19 protein-coding genes are annotated in these 15,031 nt (G+C 63.2%); 11 read left to right on the top strand and 8 right to left on the bottom strand.

Annotated elements, in window-relative coordinates; genetic code table 11:
- The first annotated feature begins 7 nt into the window (after nucleotides 1–7).
- Nucleotides 8–658, top strand: coding sequence for an HAD family hydrolase (locus ABEH27_RS06680; RefSeq protein ID WP_346612862.1), 651 nt, complete (start codon nucleotides 8–10; stop codon nucleotides 656–658).
- Nucleotides 659–721: 63 nt separating this feature from the next.
- On the opposite strand, the gene ABEH27_RS06675 is transcribed toward ABEH27_RS06680, so the two are convergent.
- Nucleotides 722–1,795 (bottom strand): aminopeptidase, encoded by a 1,074-nt coding sequence (locus tag ABEH27_RS06675; protein ID WP_346612789.1) that lies wholly within the window; start codon nucleotides 1,793–1,795, stop codon nucleotides 722–724.
- A gap of 85 nt (nucleotides 1,796–1,880) precedes the next feature.
- Between ABEH27_RS06675 and ABEH27_RS06670 the strand changes: the two genes are divergently transcribed.
- On the top strand, nucleotides 1,881–2,294 hold the full coding sequence (locus tag ABEH27_RS06670; protein ID WP_346612788.1) for a hypothetical protein: 414 nt from the start codon (nucleotides 1,881–1,883) through the stop codon (nucleotides 2,292–2,294).
- 55 nt (nucleotides 2,295–2,349) lie between these two features.
- Complete coding sequence (locus ABEH27_RS06665; protein WP_346612787.1) at nucleotides 2,350–2,763, top strand: hypothetical protein; 414 nt, start codon at nucleotides 2,350–2,352, stop codon at nucleotides 2,761–2,763.
- Nucleotides 2,764–2,794: 31 nt separating this feature from the next.
- Here ABEH27_RS06665 and ABEH27_RS06660 read toward each other — a convergent pair whose 3' ends face one another.
- Nucleotides 2,795–3,028 carry a DUF1161 domain-containing protein gene (locus ABEH27_RS06660; protein WP_346612786.1) on the bottom strand — a complete coding sequence of 78 codons (234 nt, stop codon included), beginning with the start codon at nucleotides 3,026–3,028 and terminating at the stop codon, nucleotides 2,795–2,797.
- Between the two features lie 73 nt (nucleotides 3,029–3,101).
- Nucleotides 3,102–3,527, bottom strand: a complete 426-nt coding sequence (locus ABEH27_RS06655; protein ID WP_346612785.1) for an OsmC family protein — start codon at nucleotides 3,525–3,527, stop codon at nucleotides 3,102–3,104.
- Between the two features lie 154 nt (nucleotides 3,528–3,681).
- Between ABEH27_RS06655 and ABEH27_RS06650 the strand changes: the two genes are divergently transcribed.
- The gene (locus tag ABEH27_RS06650; RefSeq protein ID WP_346612784.1) at nucleotides 3,682–4,686 is read left to right on the top strand and encodes an LLM class flavin-dependent oxidoreductase; all 1,005 of its coding nucleotides are present in this window, start codon (nucleotides 3,682–3,684) and stop codon (nucleotides 4,684–4,686) included.
- A 63-nt stretch (nucleotides 4,687–4,749) separates the two neighbouring features.
- Here the strand turns inward: ABEH27_RS06650 and ABEH27_RS06645 are convergent, their stop codons facing one another.
- Together ABEH27_RS06645 and ABEH27_RS06640 are read right to left on the bottom strand one after the other, a co-directional pair.
- Nucleotides 4,750–4,971 (bottom strand): DUF1161 domain-containing protein, encoded by a 222-nt coding sequence (locus ABEH27_RS06645; RefSeq protein WP_346612783.1) that lies wholly within the window; start codon nucleotides 4,969–4,971, stop codon nucleotides 4,750–4,752.
- 102 nt (nucleotides 4,972–5,073) lie between these two features.
- The gene (locus ABEH27_RS06640) at nucleotides 5,074–5,289 is read right to left on the bottom strand and encodes a dodecin (protein ID WP_346612782.1); all 216 of its coding nucleotides are present in this window, start codon (nucleotides 5,287–5,289) and stop codon (nucleotides 5,074–5,076) included.
- Nucleotides 5,290–5,439: 150 nt separating this feature from the next.
- On the opposite strand from ABEH27_RS06640, the gene ABEH27_RS06635 reads away from it, so the two are divergent.
- Complete coding sequence (locus ABEH27_RS06635; protein ID WP_346612781.1) at nucleotides 5,440–5,763, top strand: DUF883 family protein; 324 nt, start codon at nucleotides 5,440–5,442, stop codon at nucleotides 5,761–5,763.
- Here the strand turns inward: ABEH27_RS06635 and ABEH27_RS06630 are convergent.
- Nucleotides 5,760–6,656 carry a LysR family transcriptional regulator gene (locus ABEH27_RS06630; RefSeq protein WP_346612780.1) on the bottom strand — a complete coding sequence of 299 codons (897 nt, stop codon included), beginning with the start codon at nucleotides 6,654–6,656 and terminating at the stop codon, nucleotides 5,760–5,762. The genes ABEH27_RS06635 and ABEH27_RS06630 overlap by 4 nt on opposite strands.
- Before the next feature lie 110 nt (nucleotides 6,657–6,766).
- Here ABEH27_RS06630 and trpB point away from each other — a divergent pair, with 110 nt between their 5' ends.
- Together trpB and trpA are read left to right on the top strand one after the other, a co-directional pair.
- Nucleotides 6,767–7,984, top strand: coding sequence for a tryptophan synthase subunit beta (gene trpB / locus ABEH27_RS06625; RefSeq protein ID WP_346612779.1), 1,218 nt, complete (start codon nucleotides 6,767–6,769; stop codon nucleotides 7,982–7,984).
- Nucleotides 7,981–8,790, top strand: coding sequence for a tryptophan synthase subunit alpha (trpA, locus tag ABEH27_RS06620; protein ID WP_346612778.1), 810 nt, complete (start codon nucleotides 7,981–7,983; stop codon nucleotides 8,788–8,790). The genes trpB and trpA overlap by 4 nt, the downstream gene beginning before the upstream one ends.
- A gap of 51 nt (nucleotides 8,791–8,841) precedes the next feature.
- Here the strand turns inward: trpA and ABEH27_RS06615 are convergent, their stop codons facing one another.
- On the bottom strand, nucleotides 8,842–9,174 hold the full coding sequence (locus ABEH27_RS06615; protein WP_346612777.1) for a DOPA 4,5-dioxygenase family protein: 333 nt from the start codon (nucleotides 9,172–9,174) through the stop codon (nucleotides 8,842–8,844).
- A gap of 53 nt (nucleotides 9,175–9,227) precedes the next feature.
- On the opposite strand from ABEH27_RS06615, the gene ABEH27_RS06610 reads away from it, so the two are divergent.
- Nucleotides 9,228–9,776 (top strand): NAD(P)H-binding protein, encoded by a 549-nt coding sequence (locus tag ABEH27_RS06610; RefSeq protein WP_346612776.1) that lies wholly within the window; start codon nucleotides 9,228–9,230, stop codon nucleotides 9,774–9,776.
- Nucleotides 9,777–9,902: 126 nt separating this feature from the next.
- Here ABEH27_RS06610 and ABEH27_RS06605 read toward each other — a convergent pair whose 3' ends face one another.
- Entirely contained in the window at nucleotides 9,903–10,802 is a 900-nt protein-coding gene (locus tag ABEH27_RS06605; protein WP_346612775.1) for a LysR family transcriptional regulator, read from the bottom strand.
- Nucleotides 10,803–10,908: 106 nt separating this feature from the next.
- On the opposite strand from ABEH27_RS06605, the gene betC reads away from it, so the two are divergent.
- Genes betC through ABEH27_RS06590 form a run of 3 tightly spaced genes read left to right on the top strand, consistent with a single transcriptional unit; the run spans nucleotide 10,909 to nucleotide 14,953 of the window.
- Nucleotides 10,909–12,429 carry a choline-sulfatase gene (gene betC, locus ABEH27_RS06600; RefSeq protein ID WP_346612861.1) on the top strand — a complete coding sequence of 507 codons (1,521 nt, stop codon included), beginning with the start codon at nucleotides 10,909–10,911 and terminating at the stop codon, nucleotides 12,427–12,429.
- A 15-nt stretch (nucleotides 12,430–12,444) separates the two neighbouring features.
- Nucleotides 12,445–13,368: a choline ABC transporter substrate-binding protein gene (choX, locus tag ABEH27_RS06595; RefSeq protein ID WP_346612774.1), complete on the top strand. Its 924-nt coding sequence runs from the start codon at nucleotides 12,445–12,447 to the stop codon at nucleotides 13,366–13,368.
- Between the two features lie 19 nt (nucleotides 13,369–13,387).
- Nucleotides 13,388–14,953, top strand: coding sequence for a SulP family inorganic anion transporter (locus tag ABEH27_RS06590; RefSeq protein ID WP_346612773.1), 1,566 nt, complete (start codon nucleotides 13,388–13,390; stop codon nucleotides 14,951–14,953).
- The last annotated feature ends 78 nt before the right edge of the window (nucleotides 14,954–15,031 follow it).

Here is a 15,031-nt window from a genome sequence, read left to right as displayed (position 1 = left end):
GACGACCATGCACCAGCAGAACATCCTTTTCGACCTCGACGGCACCCTGACCGACCCGCGCCTGGGCATCACCCGCTCGATCCAGTACGCCTTGGCCAAGCTGGGCATCGACGAACCGGACCTGACGCGCCTCGAGCACTTCATCGGCCCACCCCTGCTGCAGGCATTCATGCAGTTCTACAGCTTCGATGAAGCCAAGGCGTGGGACGCGGTGAACTACTACCGCGAGCGCTTCCGCGTCACCGGTCTGTATGAAAACCTGGTGTTCGAAGGCGTGCCGGAGCTGCTCGAGGCCTTGAACGGCCAGGGCCGCACCTTGTACATCGCGACCTCCAAACCTTGGGAGTTCGCCCGCGAAATCGCCCGGCATTTCGCCTTCGATCATCACTTCAAAGTGATCTACGGCAGCGAACTGGATGGCACCCGCACCAACAAGGTCGAGCTGATCCGTCACCTGCTGGATGAAGAAGGGCTGGACCCGGCACAGACGCTGATGATCGGCGACCGCAAGCACGACCTGATCGGTGCGCGCAGTAACGGGTTGCAGGCGGTGGCGGTGGGGTACGGGTTTGGTAGCGATGAAGAGTTGAAGGCGCACACCCCGGAATTCCACTTCGCCACCTTGGCCGAGCTGCATCAGGCGTTCATTCGAACCTGAAGTTTGCGCGGTTCCTGTAGGAGCTGGCTTGCCGGCGATGGGCCGCAAAGCGGCCCCAAATGCTCACTGCCCCACAGACAACCGCGCCAACGCCGCCTTACGCTGTTCAGCCGGCAACCGCCCCAACGCTTCTACGTCCTGGTAGAACCGCGCCCAGTCACCCCGGGCTTCCCGAAACACCGCAGCAAACGCCGGCACCCACTGGTCATAAAGCCCGAACGGCAACAACTTGGCATTGCTCATCGGCGCATACATCCAGGCGTCATAGCGCTTGTCCCCTGCCCACTGGGTGTCACGAACCTGACGATACTCACGCCGCAACCGCTCGAACTCCGCCTGCTTGGCCGCGCGTTTTTGGGCATCATCCAGAGGCCCGGCATAGATCGCCTGCAGCCGCTCGCGGCTGGCCAACACCAACCGGATGAACTGCTCACGCTGCAGCCCCTGATCACCCTGATTTGCTGCAAGCCCACGCGCCACGCGCCATTGCCGCGTTCCCTCCTGCTCGACGAAGGTGGCAAAGGACTCGTTGAATTCGGTGTCGTCCTGCACATAGACGCGCTGGTGCGCCAGCTCATGGAAGATCAGTGTCGCCAGGCGCTCATCGCCCCAGCCGACCATCGAGGACAGAATAGGGTCATCGAACCAGCCCAACGTGGAGTAGGCCTCGACACCTCCCACATAGACATCCATGCCCTCCTGGCGCATCAGCGCTGCAGCGCCACGCGCGGCGCCCTGGCGGTAATAGCCGCGGTAGGCAACGCAGCCGGCGATGGGGAAGCAGTGCGTCACGGGCTGCAGCGACAGCTCGGGCGTTGCGAACACATTCCACACCACATAGGGCCGCCCCAGGTCGGCGTACACCCGATAACTGCGATTGTCCGGCAGCTTCAGCTGCTCGCTGGCAAACACCCGCGCCTGCTCTGCGTGCTGCAACCGGGCCCGTAACTGCGGTGTGCTGGCGGGGTCGGCAAGCACCTGCTGCACCGGCTGGCGCGCGCGCAGCAACTGCCACTGCCCCTCGGCCAGCTGGCCGTAATAGCCCAGGCTGCTGCAACCGTTCAGCAGAAAGGCGCCCAGCACGGGAACCAAACCTCTGAAAACACGGTCGAGTGGCCCAGGGCCTGAGCGCTTCAAAAGAAAAAACCATACCATCTTGGGCAATCCAACTCGCTCACGGCCGATGCGCTCCAAGACTATCTCGCCAAGGGGGAGTTTCGCCATGCGTGCACTGTTCGTCGCCGGCTCACTGTTACTCGTATCCGCCTGTTCGACCTTGCCCGACCCGGACCCGAACCAAGCCTGGGTCGAATTGACTCCCCACGACGACACCTCGCTGCACGCGGTGCAGGTGGACGAACGCGACTGGGCCGACACCCGCTACTTCGAGGTTCAGCCCGGTAGCCACGAACTGACGGTGCGCTATCAATTCCCCGTTACGCCCAGCAATATCGGCCCGGTCGACGAGCCGCTGTGGCGCGATTGCCAGCTCAACCTGACCTTCAAGGACTTCAATGCCGGCCAGCGTTACCAGTTGCAGGCGGGCAGCATTGGCTTTCGGCCGTGGATCAAACTTTATGACCACCAGCAGAAGCTGGTCGGGCAGGGCCTGCCAGCGGGCTGCCAACGCACCTGAAGCGCACAAACGGCGCTATGCTTGTAACTTGTGAATCGCAAGTGGGAGTTTTGCCATGCGCCAGCCCATGATGCTGATCGCCCTCAGTGCACTGGGGGCTTGCGCCAGCCCCTTGCCGCCCGTCGACCCCAAGCAGGCATGGGTCGACCTCTACACCATCACCCCCGGCCGCGTGATCATGGCCGACAAGCTCGATGGCCAGCGCCTTGAAGATGGCCGTTATTTCCAGGTGACGCCTGGCAAGCACGAACTGGTGGTGCGTTTCGATTACGAAATCTATTCCGGGGGCATGATGAGCCAGCCCAGGGACCGAACCTGTTACCTGACCGTGCGCTTCGATAATTTCAAAGCGGGCGAGCGCTATCGCCTGGAGGCCCGGGCGCCGGTGATGGAGCCGCAGGTGCTGCTGTACGACGCCAGCCGCAAGGTGCTGGTCAACGAGCCCAGTAACGTGTTCTGCATTCCTTGAAACCTGAGGGCTGCAGTGCAGCCCTCAGGTGCTAGCGATCATTCTTCTGGTAAATGATCTTTTTGGTCCCGCCATCACAGCTGCCAACGACCATGTTCTGATCCTTGACGTCGCTGTTGGGCACGATCTCCAGGGTGTAGGACTGCACCCCCTGGGCCTGGATCTTGGCTTCGATCTCGGCCTTCAGTTCCTCGCACGGTTTGACCGCCGCCAGTGCAGAAGTGGCCAGCAGAGAAGCCAGCACGGCGATTGCTACGCGGATCATGGAACGGCTCCTGAAAGGGCAGCAGCGCTGCCGACGCTGTTTAGACTACAGCAAAGCGCCCCTGTTGCGCCGCCTAGCCCACCAGTGTGGCATCCAGGCTGATGGTCGCGTTCAGTACCTTGGACACCGGGCAGCCGGCCTTGGCCTTGTTGGCGATCTCGAGGAACTGCGCTTCGCTGGCCCCCGGTACCTTGGCCTTGAGGATCAGGTGCACGGCAGTGATGGCGAAGCCGTCGGGCTGCTTGTCCAGGGTCACCTCGGCAATGGTATCGATGCGGTCAGCGGTCAGCCCCGCCTCGCCGAGCATCATCGACAGCGCCATCGAAAAACAACCGGCATGTGCCGCGCCGATCAGTTCCTCTGGGTTGGTCCCGGGTGAGCCCTCGAAACGGGTGTTGAAGCCATAAGGGTTCTGCTTGAGCGCACCACTTTCGGTCGAGAGGAGGCCCTTGCCATCCTTCAAGCCACCTTGCCAGATCGCCGATGCTGTCTTTTTCATATTGCCTCCTGGTCACTCGGTTACATACCTATGGCTTCAGAGGTCACCCGCCTGCGGCAAGTTCAGAGCAATCGCACAGCAAACATTGAATACTCCGAATGTGCCCATACAGAGATGAAAAGGCCTTCGGCCAAACATTCTTGCGGAGGCTCCAATGACGCAGCTGCGTGACCTGAAAATTTCCACCCTCGACCTGGTGCCCGTGCGCGCTGACGCAGGCCCCGCGCAATCGCTGCGCAATTCACTGGACCTGGCCCAGCACGTCGAGCGTTTTGGCTACAACCGCTTCTGGGTCGCCGAACACCACAACATGGATGGCATCGCCAGTTCTGCGACCTCGGTACTGATCGGCTACCTGGCCGGCGGCACCTCGACCATCCGGGTCGGGTCGGGCGGCGTCATGCTGCCCAACCACGCGCCGCTGGTAATCGCCGAGCAGTTCGGCACCTTGGCCAGCTTGTATCCGGGCCGCATCGACCTGGGCCTGGGCCGTGCGCCCGGCTCCGACCAGATGACCGCCTATGCCCTGCGCCGCGAGCGTTCGGGCAGCGCCGATGACTTCCCGGACGATGTCGAGGAGCTGTCGCGCTACCTGGGCCCCCGCACCGATGATCAAAAAGTGATCGCCGTGCCGGGCCATGACACCGAGGTGCCGATGTGGCTGCTCGGCTCCAGCCTGTTCAGCGCCCAGCTGGCCGGCATGCGCGGCATGCCTTACGCCTTCGCCTCGCACTTCGCCCCGCACTACATGCATGAGGCAATCCGCGTCTACCGCAACCACTTCAAGCCGTCGACGACGCTGGATAAGCCCTACGTAATGCTCGGCGTTCCAATGGTGGTGGCCGAAACCGACGAACATGCTGAGTATCTGGCCACGTCGGTCTACCAGCGGATTCTGGCCCTTTTACGCGGGCAGAGCCTGATGCAGCGGCCACCGGTGGCCAGCATGGATGGCCTGTGGCTACCGCATGAACGGGATTCGGTGGGTAATTTCCTGGGCCTGGCGATGATCGGCAGCCCGCAGAAGGTACGGGCCAAGGTGCAAGTGCTGCTGGAACAGACCGGGGCGGACGAACTGATCTTTACCTGCGACCTGTATGAGCATGCAGACAGGGTGAAGTCCTATGAGTTGATGGCGCAGGCCTTGAAATCCGAGTGAGACTCTTCGCGGGCGAACCCGCTCCCACAGGGGCCTATGAAGACCTGTGGAAGCGGCCACCGCTCAACCACGCCGGTAGACAATTTCCTTGCTGCCACCCTCACAGCTACCGACCACCTTGCCAGCCGGGTCGCCCTTCTTGACGACCTCCAGCGTGTAGCCCTTTACACCTTTGGCATCCAGCTTCGCCGCAATCTCAGCCTTCAGTTCTTCGCAAGGCTTGCCCGCCGCCAGCGCGCCTCCCGCCAGCGTCATCAGGCCCACCGCCAGAATCAGTTTCCTCATCACTCGCGTTCCTTGTGCAGATGAAAATGGAAAAGGGCGCCGGCAAAGGCGCCCTTGTCTGTATAACGCCATCACGCCGGGCTTAGCCAGCCCGACAATGTTTCAGCTGTTGGCGATGCGGAAGCCCACCTTGAGCGTGACCTGAAAGTGCGCGGCCTTGTTGCCTTCGATATGGCCGCGGGTATCGACCACTTCAAACCATTCCAGATGCTTGATGCTCTTGGCCGCTTCGGCCAGCGCATTGTTGATCGCTTCTTCGATGCTGGTGGCTGAAGAACCTACCAGTTCGATCTTCTTGTAGGTGTGATGATCAGTCATGAGCGCTCTCCTTGGATGACGGTGACAATGAGCCTAGCAGCGCAGGCCTGGTTTACCTGCGAGCCGTCATCCCTTGGGAAAGTTCGATCGCACTTTCCCCGCAGCGCGTAGTCGCAATCCTTAGAGCCCATACTGCAAAGGAGAGTCAACATGCACCGCAATACGCTGCGTAAAACATCCCTGGAAAGCATGGAAGCGGAGATCGAGAGCTTGCTGAAAAGCTTGGAGAGCCTCAAACATGATGCCTCGGAGGAATCCCAGAAATCGGTGAAGGCCATTCGCAGCAACGCCGAAAGCGCGCTTAAACACTCGCGCAGCCTGCTTAGCGATGCCTATGAGGAAGTGAAGACACGCACCCGCCAGACCGGCATCGCTACCCGTGACTATGCCCAGGAACACCCGGTAACCACCGCAGGTGTGGCGATTGGCGCCCTCGGCCTGCTGGCCGCTTACCTGCTGTACCGCCGCAACTAACCCGCCTGCCGTTCCAGCTCACGGCGCAGCCACTGCGCCAACTGCTCGGCGCGCCCATCCGCGGCGCGCCGGGGCACCCACAACGCCAGCGCTGCCGGGGTAGGGGAAAAGCCCCACGGTGCGCTGAGGCGTCCGGCTCGCAAGTCGTCAGCCACCAGCGGCTGAGGCGCGATGGCCACGCCAAGGCCCGCAACCGCTGCCTCCAGCAAGTAATACAAATGCTCAAAGGCCTGCCCGTACTTCAACGCGGCGGGGTCCAACCCCTGTTCGTCAACCCAGGTCGGCCAGGCTTGCGGCCGCGACGTGGTGTGCAGCACTGCTTCGTCCAGCAGGGCGCTCGCGGGGGCATCGCGCAGCCGCTCAAAGCCCACGTAATGCGGGCTGAGCACCGGCCCGATCCGCTCCTCGGCCAACACGTGCACCTGCATGTCCGCAGGCCAAGGGGGTTGCGCGTACACCAGCAGCGCATCCAGCCCTGGCCGACGCGGGTCGAGGTCACCTTCGCCTGCCGAAAGGTGCAGGCGCAACTCCGGCAGGTCGGCCTTCAGGCGCCCCAGCCTGGGGATGAACCACCGCGCCAGCAGGCTCCCTGAACAGCCCAGGACGAAAGGCGCCTCGCTGACATCGCGGCTCAACTCGCTGCACACGCTGCGCAACCTGTCGAAGGCTTCGCCACTGGCATCTCGCAACCGGGTGCCGGCATCTGTGAGTTTGATGCCACGCCCGTCCTTGACGAACAGCGCCACGCCCAAGTGTTCCTCAAGTACCTTGATCTGCCGGCTGACGGCCCCATGCGTGACATGCAAGGCTTCCGCAGCCTGGCTGACACTGTTGAGCCGGGCAGTCGCCTCGAAGGCGCGCAGGGCGTTTAGGGGTGGGAGATCCTGGGCCATATGACTTGTGAGTTTTCCTGACAGGTTTGCGCAATCTTATCGGTTTTCAGCCGGGCTTGCCGTGGGTAGAGTAAAGCCCATCACTCATTCAATACGCCCTGGAGCGACCCATGACCCAGTCCCAATACCGCGCCGGCCCCGATGCCAACGGCCTGTTCGGCTCGTTCGGCGGCCGCTACGTGGCCGAAACCCTGATGCCACTGGTGCTGGACCTGGCCCGCGAGTACGAAGCGGCCAAGGCCGACCCCAAGTTCCTCGAAGAACTGGCCTACTTCCAGCGCGACTACATCGGCCGCCCGAACCCGCTGTATTTCGCCGAGCGCCTGACCGAACATTGCGGTGGTGCGAAGATTTTCTTCAAGCGTGAAGAGCTGAACCACACCGGTGCCCACAAGGTGAACAACTGCATCGGCCAGGTGCTGCTGGCCAAGCGCATGGGCAAGAAACGCCTGATCGCCGAAACCGGCGCTGGCATGCACGGCGTGGCCACCGCCACCGTCGCCGCGCGCTTTGGCCTGCCTTGTGTGATCTACATGGGCGCCACCGACATCGAGCGCCAGCAGGCCAACGTGTTCCGCATGAAGCTGCTGGGCGCCGAAATCGTCCCGGTCACCGCTGGCACCGGCACGCTGAAGGACGCCATGAACGAAGCCCTGCGCGACTGGGTCACCAACGTCGACGACACCTTCTACCTGATCGGCACCGTCGCCGGCCCGCACCCGTACCCGGCGATGGTCCGCGACTTCCAGTCGATCATCGGCAAGGAAACGCGCGCCCAGTTGCAAGAGAAAGAAGGGCGCCTGCCCGACAGCCTGATCGCCTGCGTCGGCGGCGGCTCCAATGCCATGGGCCTGTTCCACGACTTCCTCGAAGACCAAAGCGTGCAGATCATCGGTGTCGAAGCCGGGGGCCACGGCGTGCACACCGACAAGCATGCCGCCAGCCTCAACGGCGGCGTACCGGGCGTGCTGCATGGCAACCGCACCTACCTGCTGCAGGACGACGACGGCCAGATCACCGACGCCCACTCGATTTCCGCCGGCCTCGACTACCCGGGCATCGGCCCGGAGCATGCCTACCTGCACGAAGTGAAGCGTGTGGAGTACGTCAGCATCACCGACGACGAAGCCCTGGACGCGTTCCACGCCACCTGCCGGCTGGAAGGCATCATTCCGGCACTGGAAAGCTCGCATGCGCTGGCCGAAGCGATCAAACGCGCGCCGAACCTGCCCAAGGACCACCTGATGGTGATCTGCCTGTCCGGCCGTGGCGACAAAGACATGCAAACCGTGATGAACCACATGGCAGCCCAGGAGAAACAGGCATGAGCCGTCTTGAACAACGCTTCGCCGAGCTGAAAGCCGAAGGCCGCTCCGCCCTGGTCACCTTCGTCACCGCCGGCGACCCTGGCTACGACGCCTCGCTGCAGATCCTCAAGGGCCTGCCAGCGGCCGGCGCCGATGTGATCGAACTGGGCATGCCGTTCACCGACCCCATGGCCGATGGCGTTGCCATCCAGCTCGCCACCCTGCGCGCGCTGGAGGCTGGCCAGACCTTGGCCAAGACCTTGCAGATGGTTCGCGAATTCCGCATTGGCAACCAGGCCACGCCGATCGTGCTGATGGGCTACTACAACCCGATCCACCGCTTTGGCGTGGCGAAGTTTGTCGCGCAAGCCAAAGAAGCGGGTGTCGATGGCCTGATCATCGTCGACCTGCCGCCAGAGCACGACGCCGAACTCGCCACCCCGGCCCAGGCCGCGGGTATCGACTTCATCCGCCTGACCACCCCGACCACCGACGATGCGCGCCTGCCGCGCGTGCTGGAGCGCAGCTCCGGGTTCGTCTACTACGTGTCGGTGGCGGGTGTGACCGGTGCTGGCTCGGCGACCACCGAACATGTGACCGAAGCCATTGCCCGCCTGCGCCGGCATACCCAGTTGCCGATCAGCGTTGGCTTCGGCATTCGCACCCCGGAGCAGGCTGCCGCAATCGCGCGCCTGGCTGATGGTGTGGTGGTGGGCTCGGCGTTGGTCGACAAGATCGCCCAGGCCAAGGATGCCGACCAGGCTGTGGCCGATGTATTGGGCCTGTGCTCAGCACTGGCTGAAGGGGTGCGCGGCGCTCGTCGCTGAACCAGTGGGAGCGGGCTTGCCCCGCGAATGGGCCGCCAAGCGGCCCACCCACTATCCCCCGAACAACGATAACTTCAAAGGGCGCACCGCCCCCATCCAGATCGCATGGTCCCGGTGATCGGCCAACTCATCCCCAGTGAGCGGGTGCAAGAACACCACCAGCCCCTTGCGATACAACGCCAACCACGGCAACACCACCCCCACCACCTCTGGCTCGAATGCCAGCTGGCAGCTCCAGTCCGGGTGCGGCCCAACGGGTTTCTGGTGCATGCGCCCCATGGTCACGGGGAACAGCCTTGCCGCCTCCTCGCACAGCTCACGCGCTTGTTCGATGGTGCTCGCGTCGTAGTAAACGTGGGCGTGATAACCCTTGATCCTCTGCACGATATCTCCTGATAGCGGTCCAACCATCACCCACCTGCAAAGGGAGTGATGCGGTGAAAAATGCCGAAACCCCAGTGTTCAAACTGGTGCTGTTCGGGGCTGAAAGCAGCCTGGGCAGTGCCCTGATGGTCGAGTTGCTGTCACGCCAGCACGAGGTCACGGCCGTGGTGGACGACCTGAACCGCCATGCGCCGCGCCCCGGCCTGCATTTCAAGATAGGCGGGTTGAGCGATGCCGACCAGGCGGAGCAAGGCGCGGCGGGTGGTTCGGCGGTGATTGCGCTGTTGTCCGCGCTGGCGCCGGGTGACCTGGCAGCGCAAGGGCGCATGAGCGAAGCGCTGGTGGCCGGGCTTTCCCGCACGACTATACGCCGGGTGTTGCTGGTGGGCGATTTCGATGTGCTGGATGCACCGGGTAAATACACCGACGAGGAGCGCGGATGCGTGGACCGCGTTGTCAATTCGCTGCAGCGCAGTGCATTGCACTGGACCTTGATCAATGCGCCGCAGGCGTTGGCAGACCTGGATAGAGTGGCGGCGGGGATGGCCGACATGCTCGACCTGAATTTGCACCGGGGCGAGCACCTCAACTTCGTGGTTTAAGATGCCGGGGCCGCTTTGCGGCCCATCGCCGGCAAGCCAGCTCCTACAGGGATTGCGCCAGGCCCGCGACCTGCGGTGAACCTGTGGGAGCCGGCTTGCCGGCGATCGGCTGCACAGCAGCCGCAATCACTGACTACGCTCATCCTCCAGCCAATCCACGAACCGCTCGATCAACGCCCCGCGCCGCTTGCGCGGCGGCAGCACCACGTAATACCCACGCGCCGAGCGCAAACTCCCCTCCAGCGGCCGGCACAACAACCCTTGCTCGACCAGCCCATCGACCAGATGCCCCCAGCCGATCGCCACCCCTTGCCCGGCAATCGCCGCCTGTATCAGCAAGGTGTAGTTATCAAAACGCAACTGACCAGGCGGCGGCGGGGTGGCGACGCCAAAACCACGAAACACACCCGCCCAGTCGAACCATCCGCTGGCCTGTTCGCCGCGCAAATGAAGCAGGGGCAATCGTTGCAAAGCCACGGCTGACATGGGTTTGCCATGAATCAACCGAGGGCTGCAAACCGGGAAAACCTCTTCATCGAACAACCAGCGGCTTTCCCCCTGATGAAACCGCCCATCGCCAAACAGCACCGCCACATCGATATCCGGCCGCAGCATTGCCTGGCTGCGCTCACCTGTCACCAGGCTCACGTCCACCTGTGGATAAGCCTCGTGAAAACGCTGCAGCCGCGGCATCAGCCAGAACGCTGCAAAGGCAAAGTCGGTAGCCACCTGCAGCACCTCGCGCTGGCCGCGCCCGCTGGCTTGGGCGATGCCATCATCCATGGCCTGCAGGCCCTGATGGACCTGCGCGAACAACAGCTGGCCAGCATCGGTCAGCGCGATACCGCGATAGATGCGATCGAACAGCCGCGTGCCCAGCTGGGCTTCCAGCCGTTTGACCTGCTGGCTCACCGCCGGCTGGGTGGTGCCCAGCTCCAGCGCTGCGGCAGTGAAGCCGCGCAAGCGCGCAGCGGCCTCGAACACACGCAGGGCATCGAGCGACAACTCGGCGAGGTGGTCAAACATAAGCTCAGCTAATCCCAGTCATTGCCCGCCATGGGCTTTACCCATGTTACTCACAGTCGCATCTTGGTAGGCAAGCAGTTCGCATAACCTTGAACGATGGAAGCCGATCATGACGCGCCCGAATATCCTGTTCATCATGGCCGACCAGATGGCCGCACCCTTGCTGCCGATCTACGGCCCTTCGCCAATCCAGATGCCGCACCTGAGCCGCCTGGCCGAACAGGCGGTGGTTTTCGATTCGGCCTACTGCAACAGCCCCCTGTGCGCACCGTCGCGCTTCACCCTGGTCAGCGGCCAGCTACCCAGCCGCATCGGCGCCTTTGATAACGCCGCCGACTTGCCTGCCGACGTGCCGACCTACGCCCACTACCTGCGCCGGCTCGGCTACCGCACGGCCTTGTCGGGCAAGATGCATTTCTGCGGCCCGGACCAGTTGCACGGTTACGAAGAACGCCTGACCAGCGATATCTACCCCGCCGATTACGGCTGGGCAGTGAACTGGGATGCCCCCGACGAGCGCCCGAGCTGGTACCACAACATGTCGTCCGTCCTGCAGGCAGGCCCCTGTGTGCGTACCAACCAGCTGGATTTCGACGACGAAGTGGTGTTCAAGGCCCGCCAGTACCTCTATGACCATGTGCGCGAGAACGATGGCCGGCCGTTTTGCCTGACCGTATCGATGACCCACCCCCATGACCCGTACACCATTGCGAAACGCTACTGGGACCGCTACGAGGGTGTGGATATCCCCATGCCACGTGCCGAGTTCAGCCAGCATGAGCTGGACCCGCATTCGCAGCGCCTGCTCAAGGTCTACGACCTGTGGGACAAGCCCTTGCCTGTGGAAAAGATTCGCGACGCCCGCCGCGCCTACTTCGGTGCCTGCAGCTATATCGATGACAACATCGGCCAGCTGCTGCAAACCCTCGAAGAATGCAACCTGGCCGAGGACACCGTGATCGTGTTTTCTGGCGACCACGGCGACATGCTTGGCGAGCGCGGGCTCTGGTACAAAATGCACTGGTTCGAGATGTCGGCGCGGGTGCCGCTGCTGGTTCACGCGCCCCAGCGCTTTAGCGCAGGGCGAGTCGGCGCCTCGGTATCGACCTGCGACTTGCTGCCGACCTTGGTGGACTTGGCCGGCGGGGCTGTGGATAAAAGCCTGGCCCTGGATGGCAAATCGCTGCTCGGCCACTTGCAAGGGCAGGGCGGCCACGACGAAGTGATTGGCGAATACATGGCCGAAGGCACGGTCGGCCCGTTGATGATGATCCGCCGTGGCGCGTACAAGTTCGTGTACAGCGAGGACGACCCCTGTTTACTCTATGACTTGAGCCGCGACCCGCACGAGCGGGAGAACCTCACCAGCAGCCCGGACCATCAGGCGCTGCTGCAGGCATTTGTCGATGAAGCACGCCAGCGTTGGGATATCCCCAGCCTGCGGCAACAGGTACTGGCCAGCCAGCGGCGCCGCCGCCTGGTGGCCGAGGCACTGGCCATCGGCAAGCTGAAAAGCTGGGACCACCAACCGCTGGTGGACGCCAGCCAACAGTACATGCGTAACCACATCGATCTCGACGACCTCGAGCGCAAGGCACGTTATCCACAGCCCGCCCCCATGGATTGAGACAGAGAGGCCGCCATGCAGAAGTTCTCCACCGCCGTGTTCGCAGTAGCCCTGAGCCTGGGCGCCGCCACAGCCCAAGCCGACGACGCGCAATGCAGCACCGTGAAAATGGCCGACCCCGGCTGGAGCGACATCGCAACTACCAACGCCATCGCCCGCCTGCTTCTGGAAAGCCTGGGCTACCAGGTGAAGATCGACAGCCTGGCGGTGCCGATCATCTATGGCGGCCTCAAGGACGGCAAAGTCGATGCTTTCCTCGGCAACTGGATGCCCGCGCAGCAGGGCTTTCATGACAAGTTCATCGCCAATGGCGACGTGCAGCAGCTGGCGCGCAACCTGGAAGGCACCGAGTTCACCCTGGCGGTCCCCGATTATGTGTGGAATGCCGGCGTGAAGGACTTTGCCGACCTGCAGAAGCACGCCGACCAGTTCGACAAGAAACTGTACGGGATTGGCTCTGGCGCGCCCGCCAACCTATCGCTGAAGGAGATCATCGACAAGAACGAATTCGACCTCGGCCAGTGGAAGCTGGTCGAATCGAGTGAGCAGGCAATGCTGGCGCAGGTGGACCGGGCGGTGAAGAAAAACCAGTTCATCACCTTCCTCGGCTGGACGCCGCACCCGATGAACGTGAAGTTGAAGATGCACTACCTGACGGGCGGGGAGAAGTGGTTTGGCAGCAAAGGTGATGTCTATACGCTGACCCGCAAAGGATATCCACAGGCTTGCCCGAATGCGGCGAAACTGCTGAGCAACCTGAAGTTCTCGCTCGATATGGAGAACAGCATCATGGCCGAGGTTGTGGATAAGAAGACCACCTTCGATCAAGCTGCCAAGGCTTGGGTCAAGGCGCATCCGGAGCTCTTGGAGGGTTGGTTGGCAGGCGTCACCAGCAAAGACGGTGGCGATGCCAAAGAGGCCGTCAAAGCGAAACTTTAATCGGAGTTCAAAACAGCCCATGCACCGCCTGAGCCACCTGCTGCCCTTCCTCGCCTGGCTGCCCCATCAATCGGGCCGCAGCCTGCGTCAGGACCTGCTGGTAGGCCTGAGCGGTGCAATCCTGGCCTTGCCGCAATCCATCGCCTACGCCCTGATTGCCGGCCTGCCCGCAGAATACGGCCTGTTCGCCGCCATTGTTCCGGTGCTTATCGCCTGCCTGTGGGGCTCGTCCTGGCACCTGATCTGCGGCCCGACTGCGGCCATCTCCATCGTCCTGTACGCCAGCGTCAGCCCCCTGGCGGTGCCCGGCAGCGCCGACTACGTCACCCTGGTCCTGCTGCTGACGTTCATTGCTGGCATCTTTCAGCTGGTGCTCGGGCTGCTGCGGTTCGGTGCGCTGGTCAATTTTGTTTCCCACTCGGTGGTGCTCGGCTTCACCCTGGGCGCCGCCATCGTCATCGCCCTCGGGCAATTGCCCAACCTGCTGGGCATGGACCTGCCGAGCCAGGCCACGGCCTTGAAAACCGTCCAGGACCTGGCCAGCCACGCCGGTGAGGTCGACGTGCCCTCGCTGATGCTGGGCCTGGCCACAGTGCTGGTCGGCGTGGGCTTCAAACTCTGGCGGCCGCGCTGGCCGAGCCTGTTGATCAGCCTGATCCTGGTCAGCCTGCTGGCCTGGTTGCTGCCAGGGTTGTTTGGCCACGTGCCGAGGGTACCGGCCTTCACCGGCCAGTTGCCGCCCCTGAGCCCCCTGCCGCTGCTGGACCTTGAGCTGATGTTGCGGCTGCTGCCGACGGCGGTAGCCGTGGGCATGCTCGGCCTGGTGACCAGCCTGTCGATCGCCAGGTCGCTGTCTTCGCGCTCCGAACAGCTGATCGACGCCGACCAGGAGATCCGCGCCCAGGGCCTGTCGAACATCGTCGGCGCATGGTTCTCCGGTTACCTGTCATCCGGCTCATTCACCCGCTCGGGCCTGAGCTACGACGCAGGCGCCCGCTCCCCTATGGCGGGGGTGTTCTCGGCGCTGTGGGTCGCGCTGTTTGCGGTCGCAGGCGCGGGCTTGATCGCCCACTTGCCGATCCCGGCCATGGCGGGCAGCATTTTGCTGATCTGTTGGGGGTTGGTGGACCACCGGGCCATACGGGCACTGTTCCGGGTCAGCCGCTCGGAATTTCTGGTCATGGCCCTGACCGCCGCCGCAACCTTGCTGCTGGAACTGCAGACCGCGATTTACGCCGGCGTGCTGGCTTCGTTGTTCTTCTACCTAAAGCGCACTTCACGACCACGGGTGCAGCACAGCCGCGAAGGGCAGGCCGATGTACTGCGGGTGGGTGGGTCGATCTTCTTCGGCGCAGCGCATTACCTGCAGGTGCGCTTGCAACGCTGCCAAGGGCCGGATGTGGTAATCGACGCGCGGCAGGTGAACTTCATCGATTATTCGGGTGTGGATATGTTGCACCGCGAAGCGCGGCGGTTGCGGCGGGCGGGCGGGAGTTTGACCTTGCTGCGCGCCAGGCCGCAGGTGGTCGAAGAATTGCAGAAGCTGGAAGGGGTGGAGCTTTGCCCGATCCAATTTGCGGAATGAGCATTGGGGCTGCTTTGCAGCCCATCGCCGGCAAGCCGGCTCCCACAGAGGTATCACAAGGCCTAAGGCCGGCGCTGT

The sequence above is a fragment of the Pseudomonas sp. P39-UII1 genome, from assembly GCF_039672635.1.
In the GTDB taxonomy this organism is placed as follows: domain Bacteria; phylum Pseudomonadota; class Gammaproteobacteria; order Pseudomonadales; family Pseudomonadaceae; genus Aquipseudomonas.
This window is presented reverse-complemented; position numbering and strand designations above follow the sequence as displayed.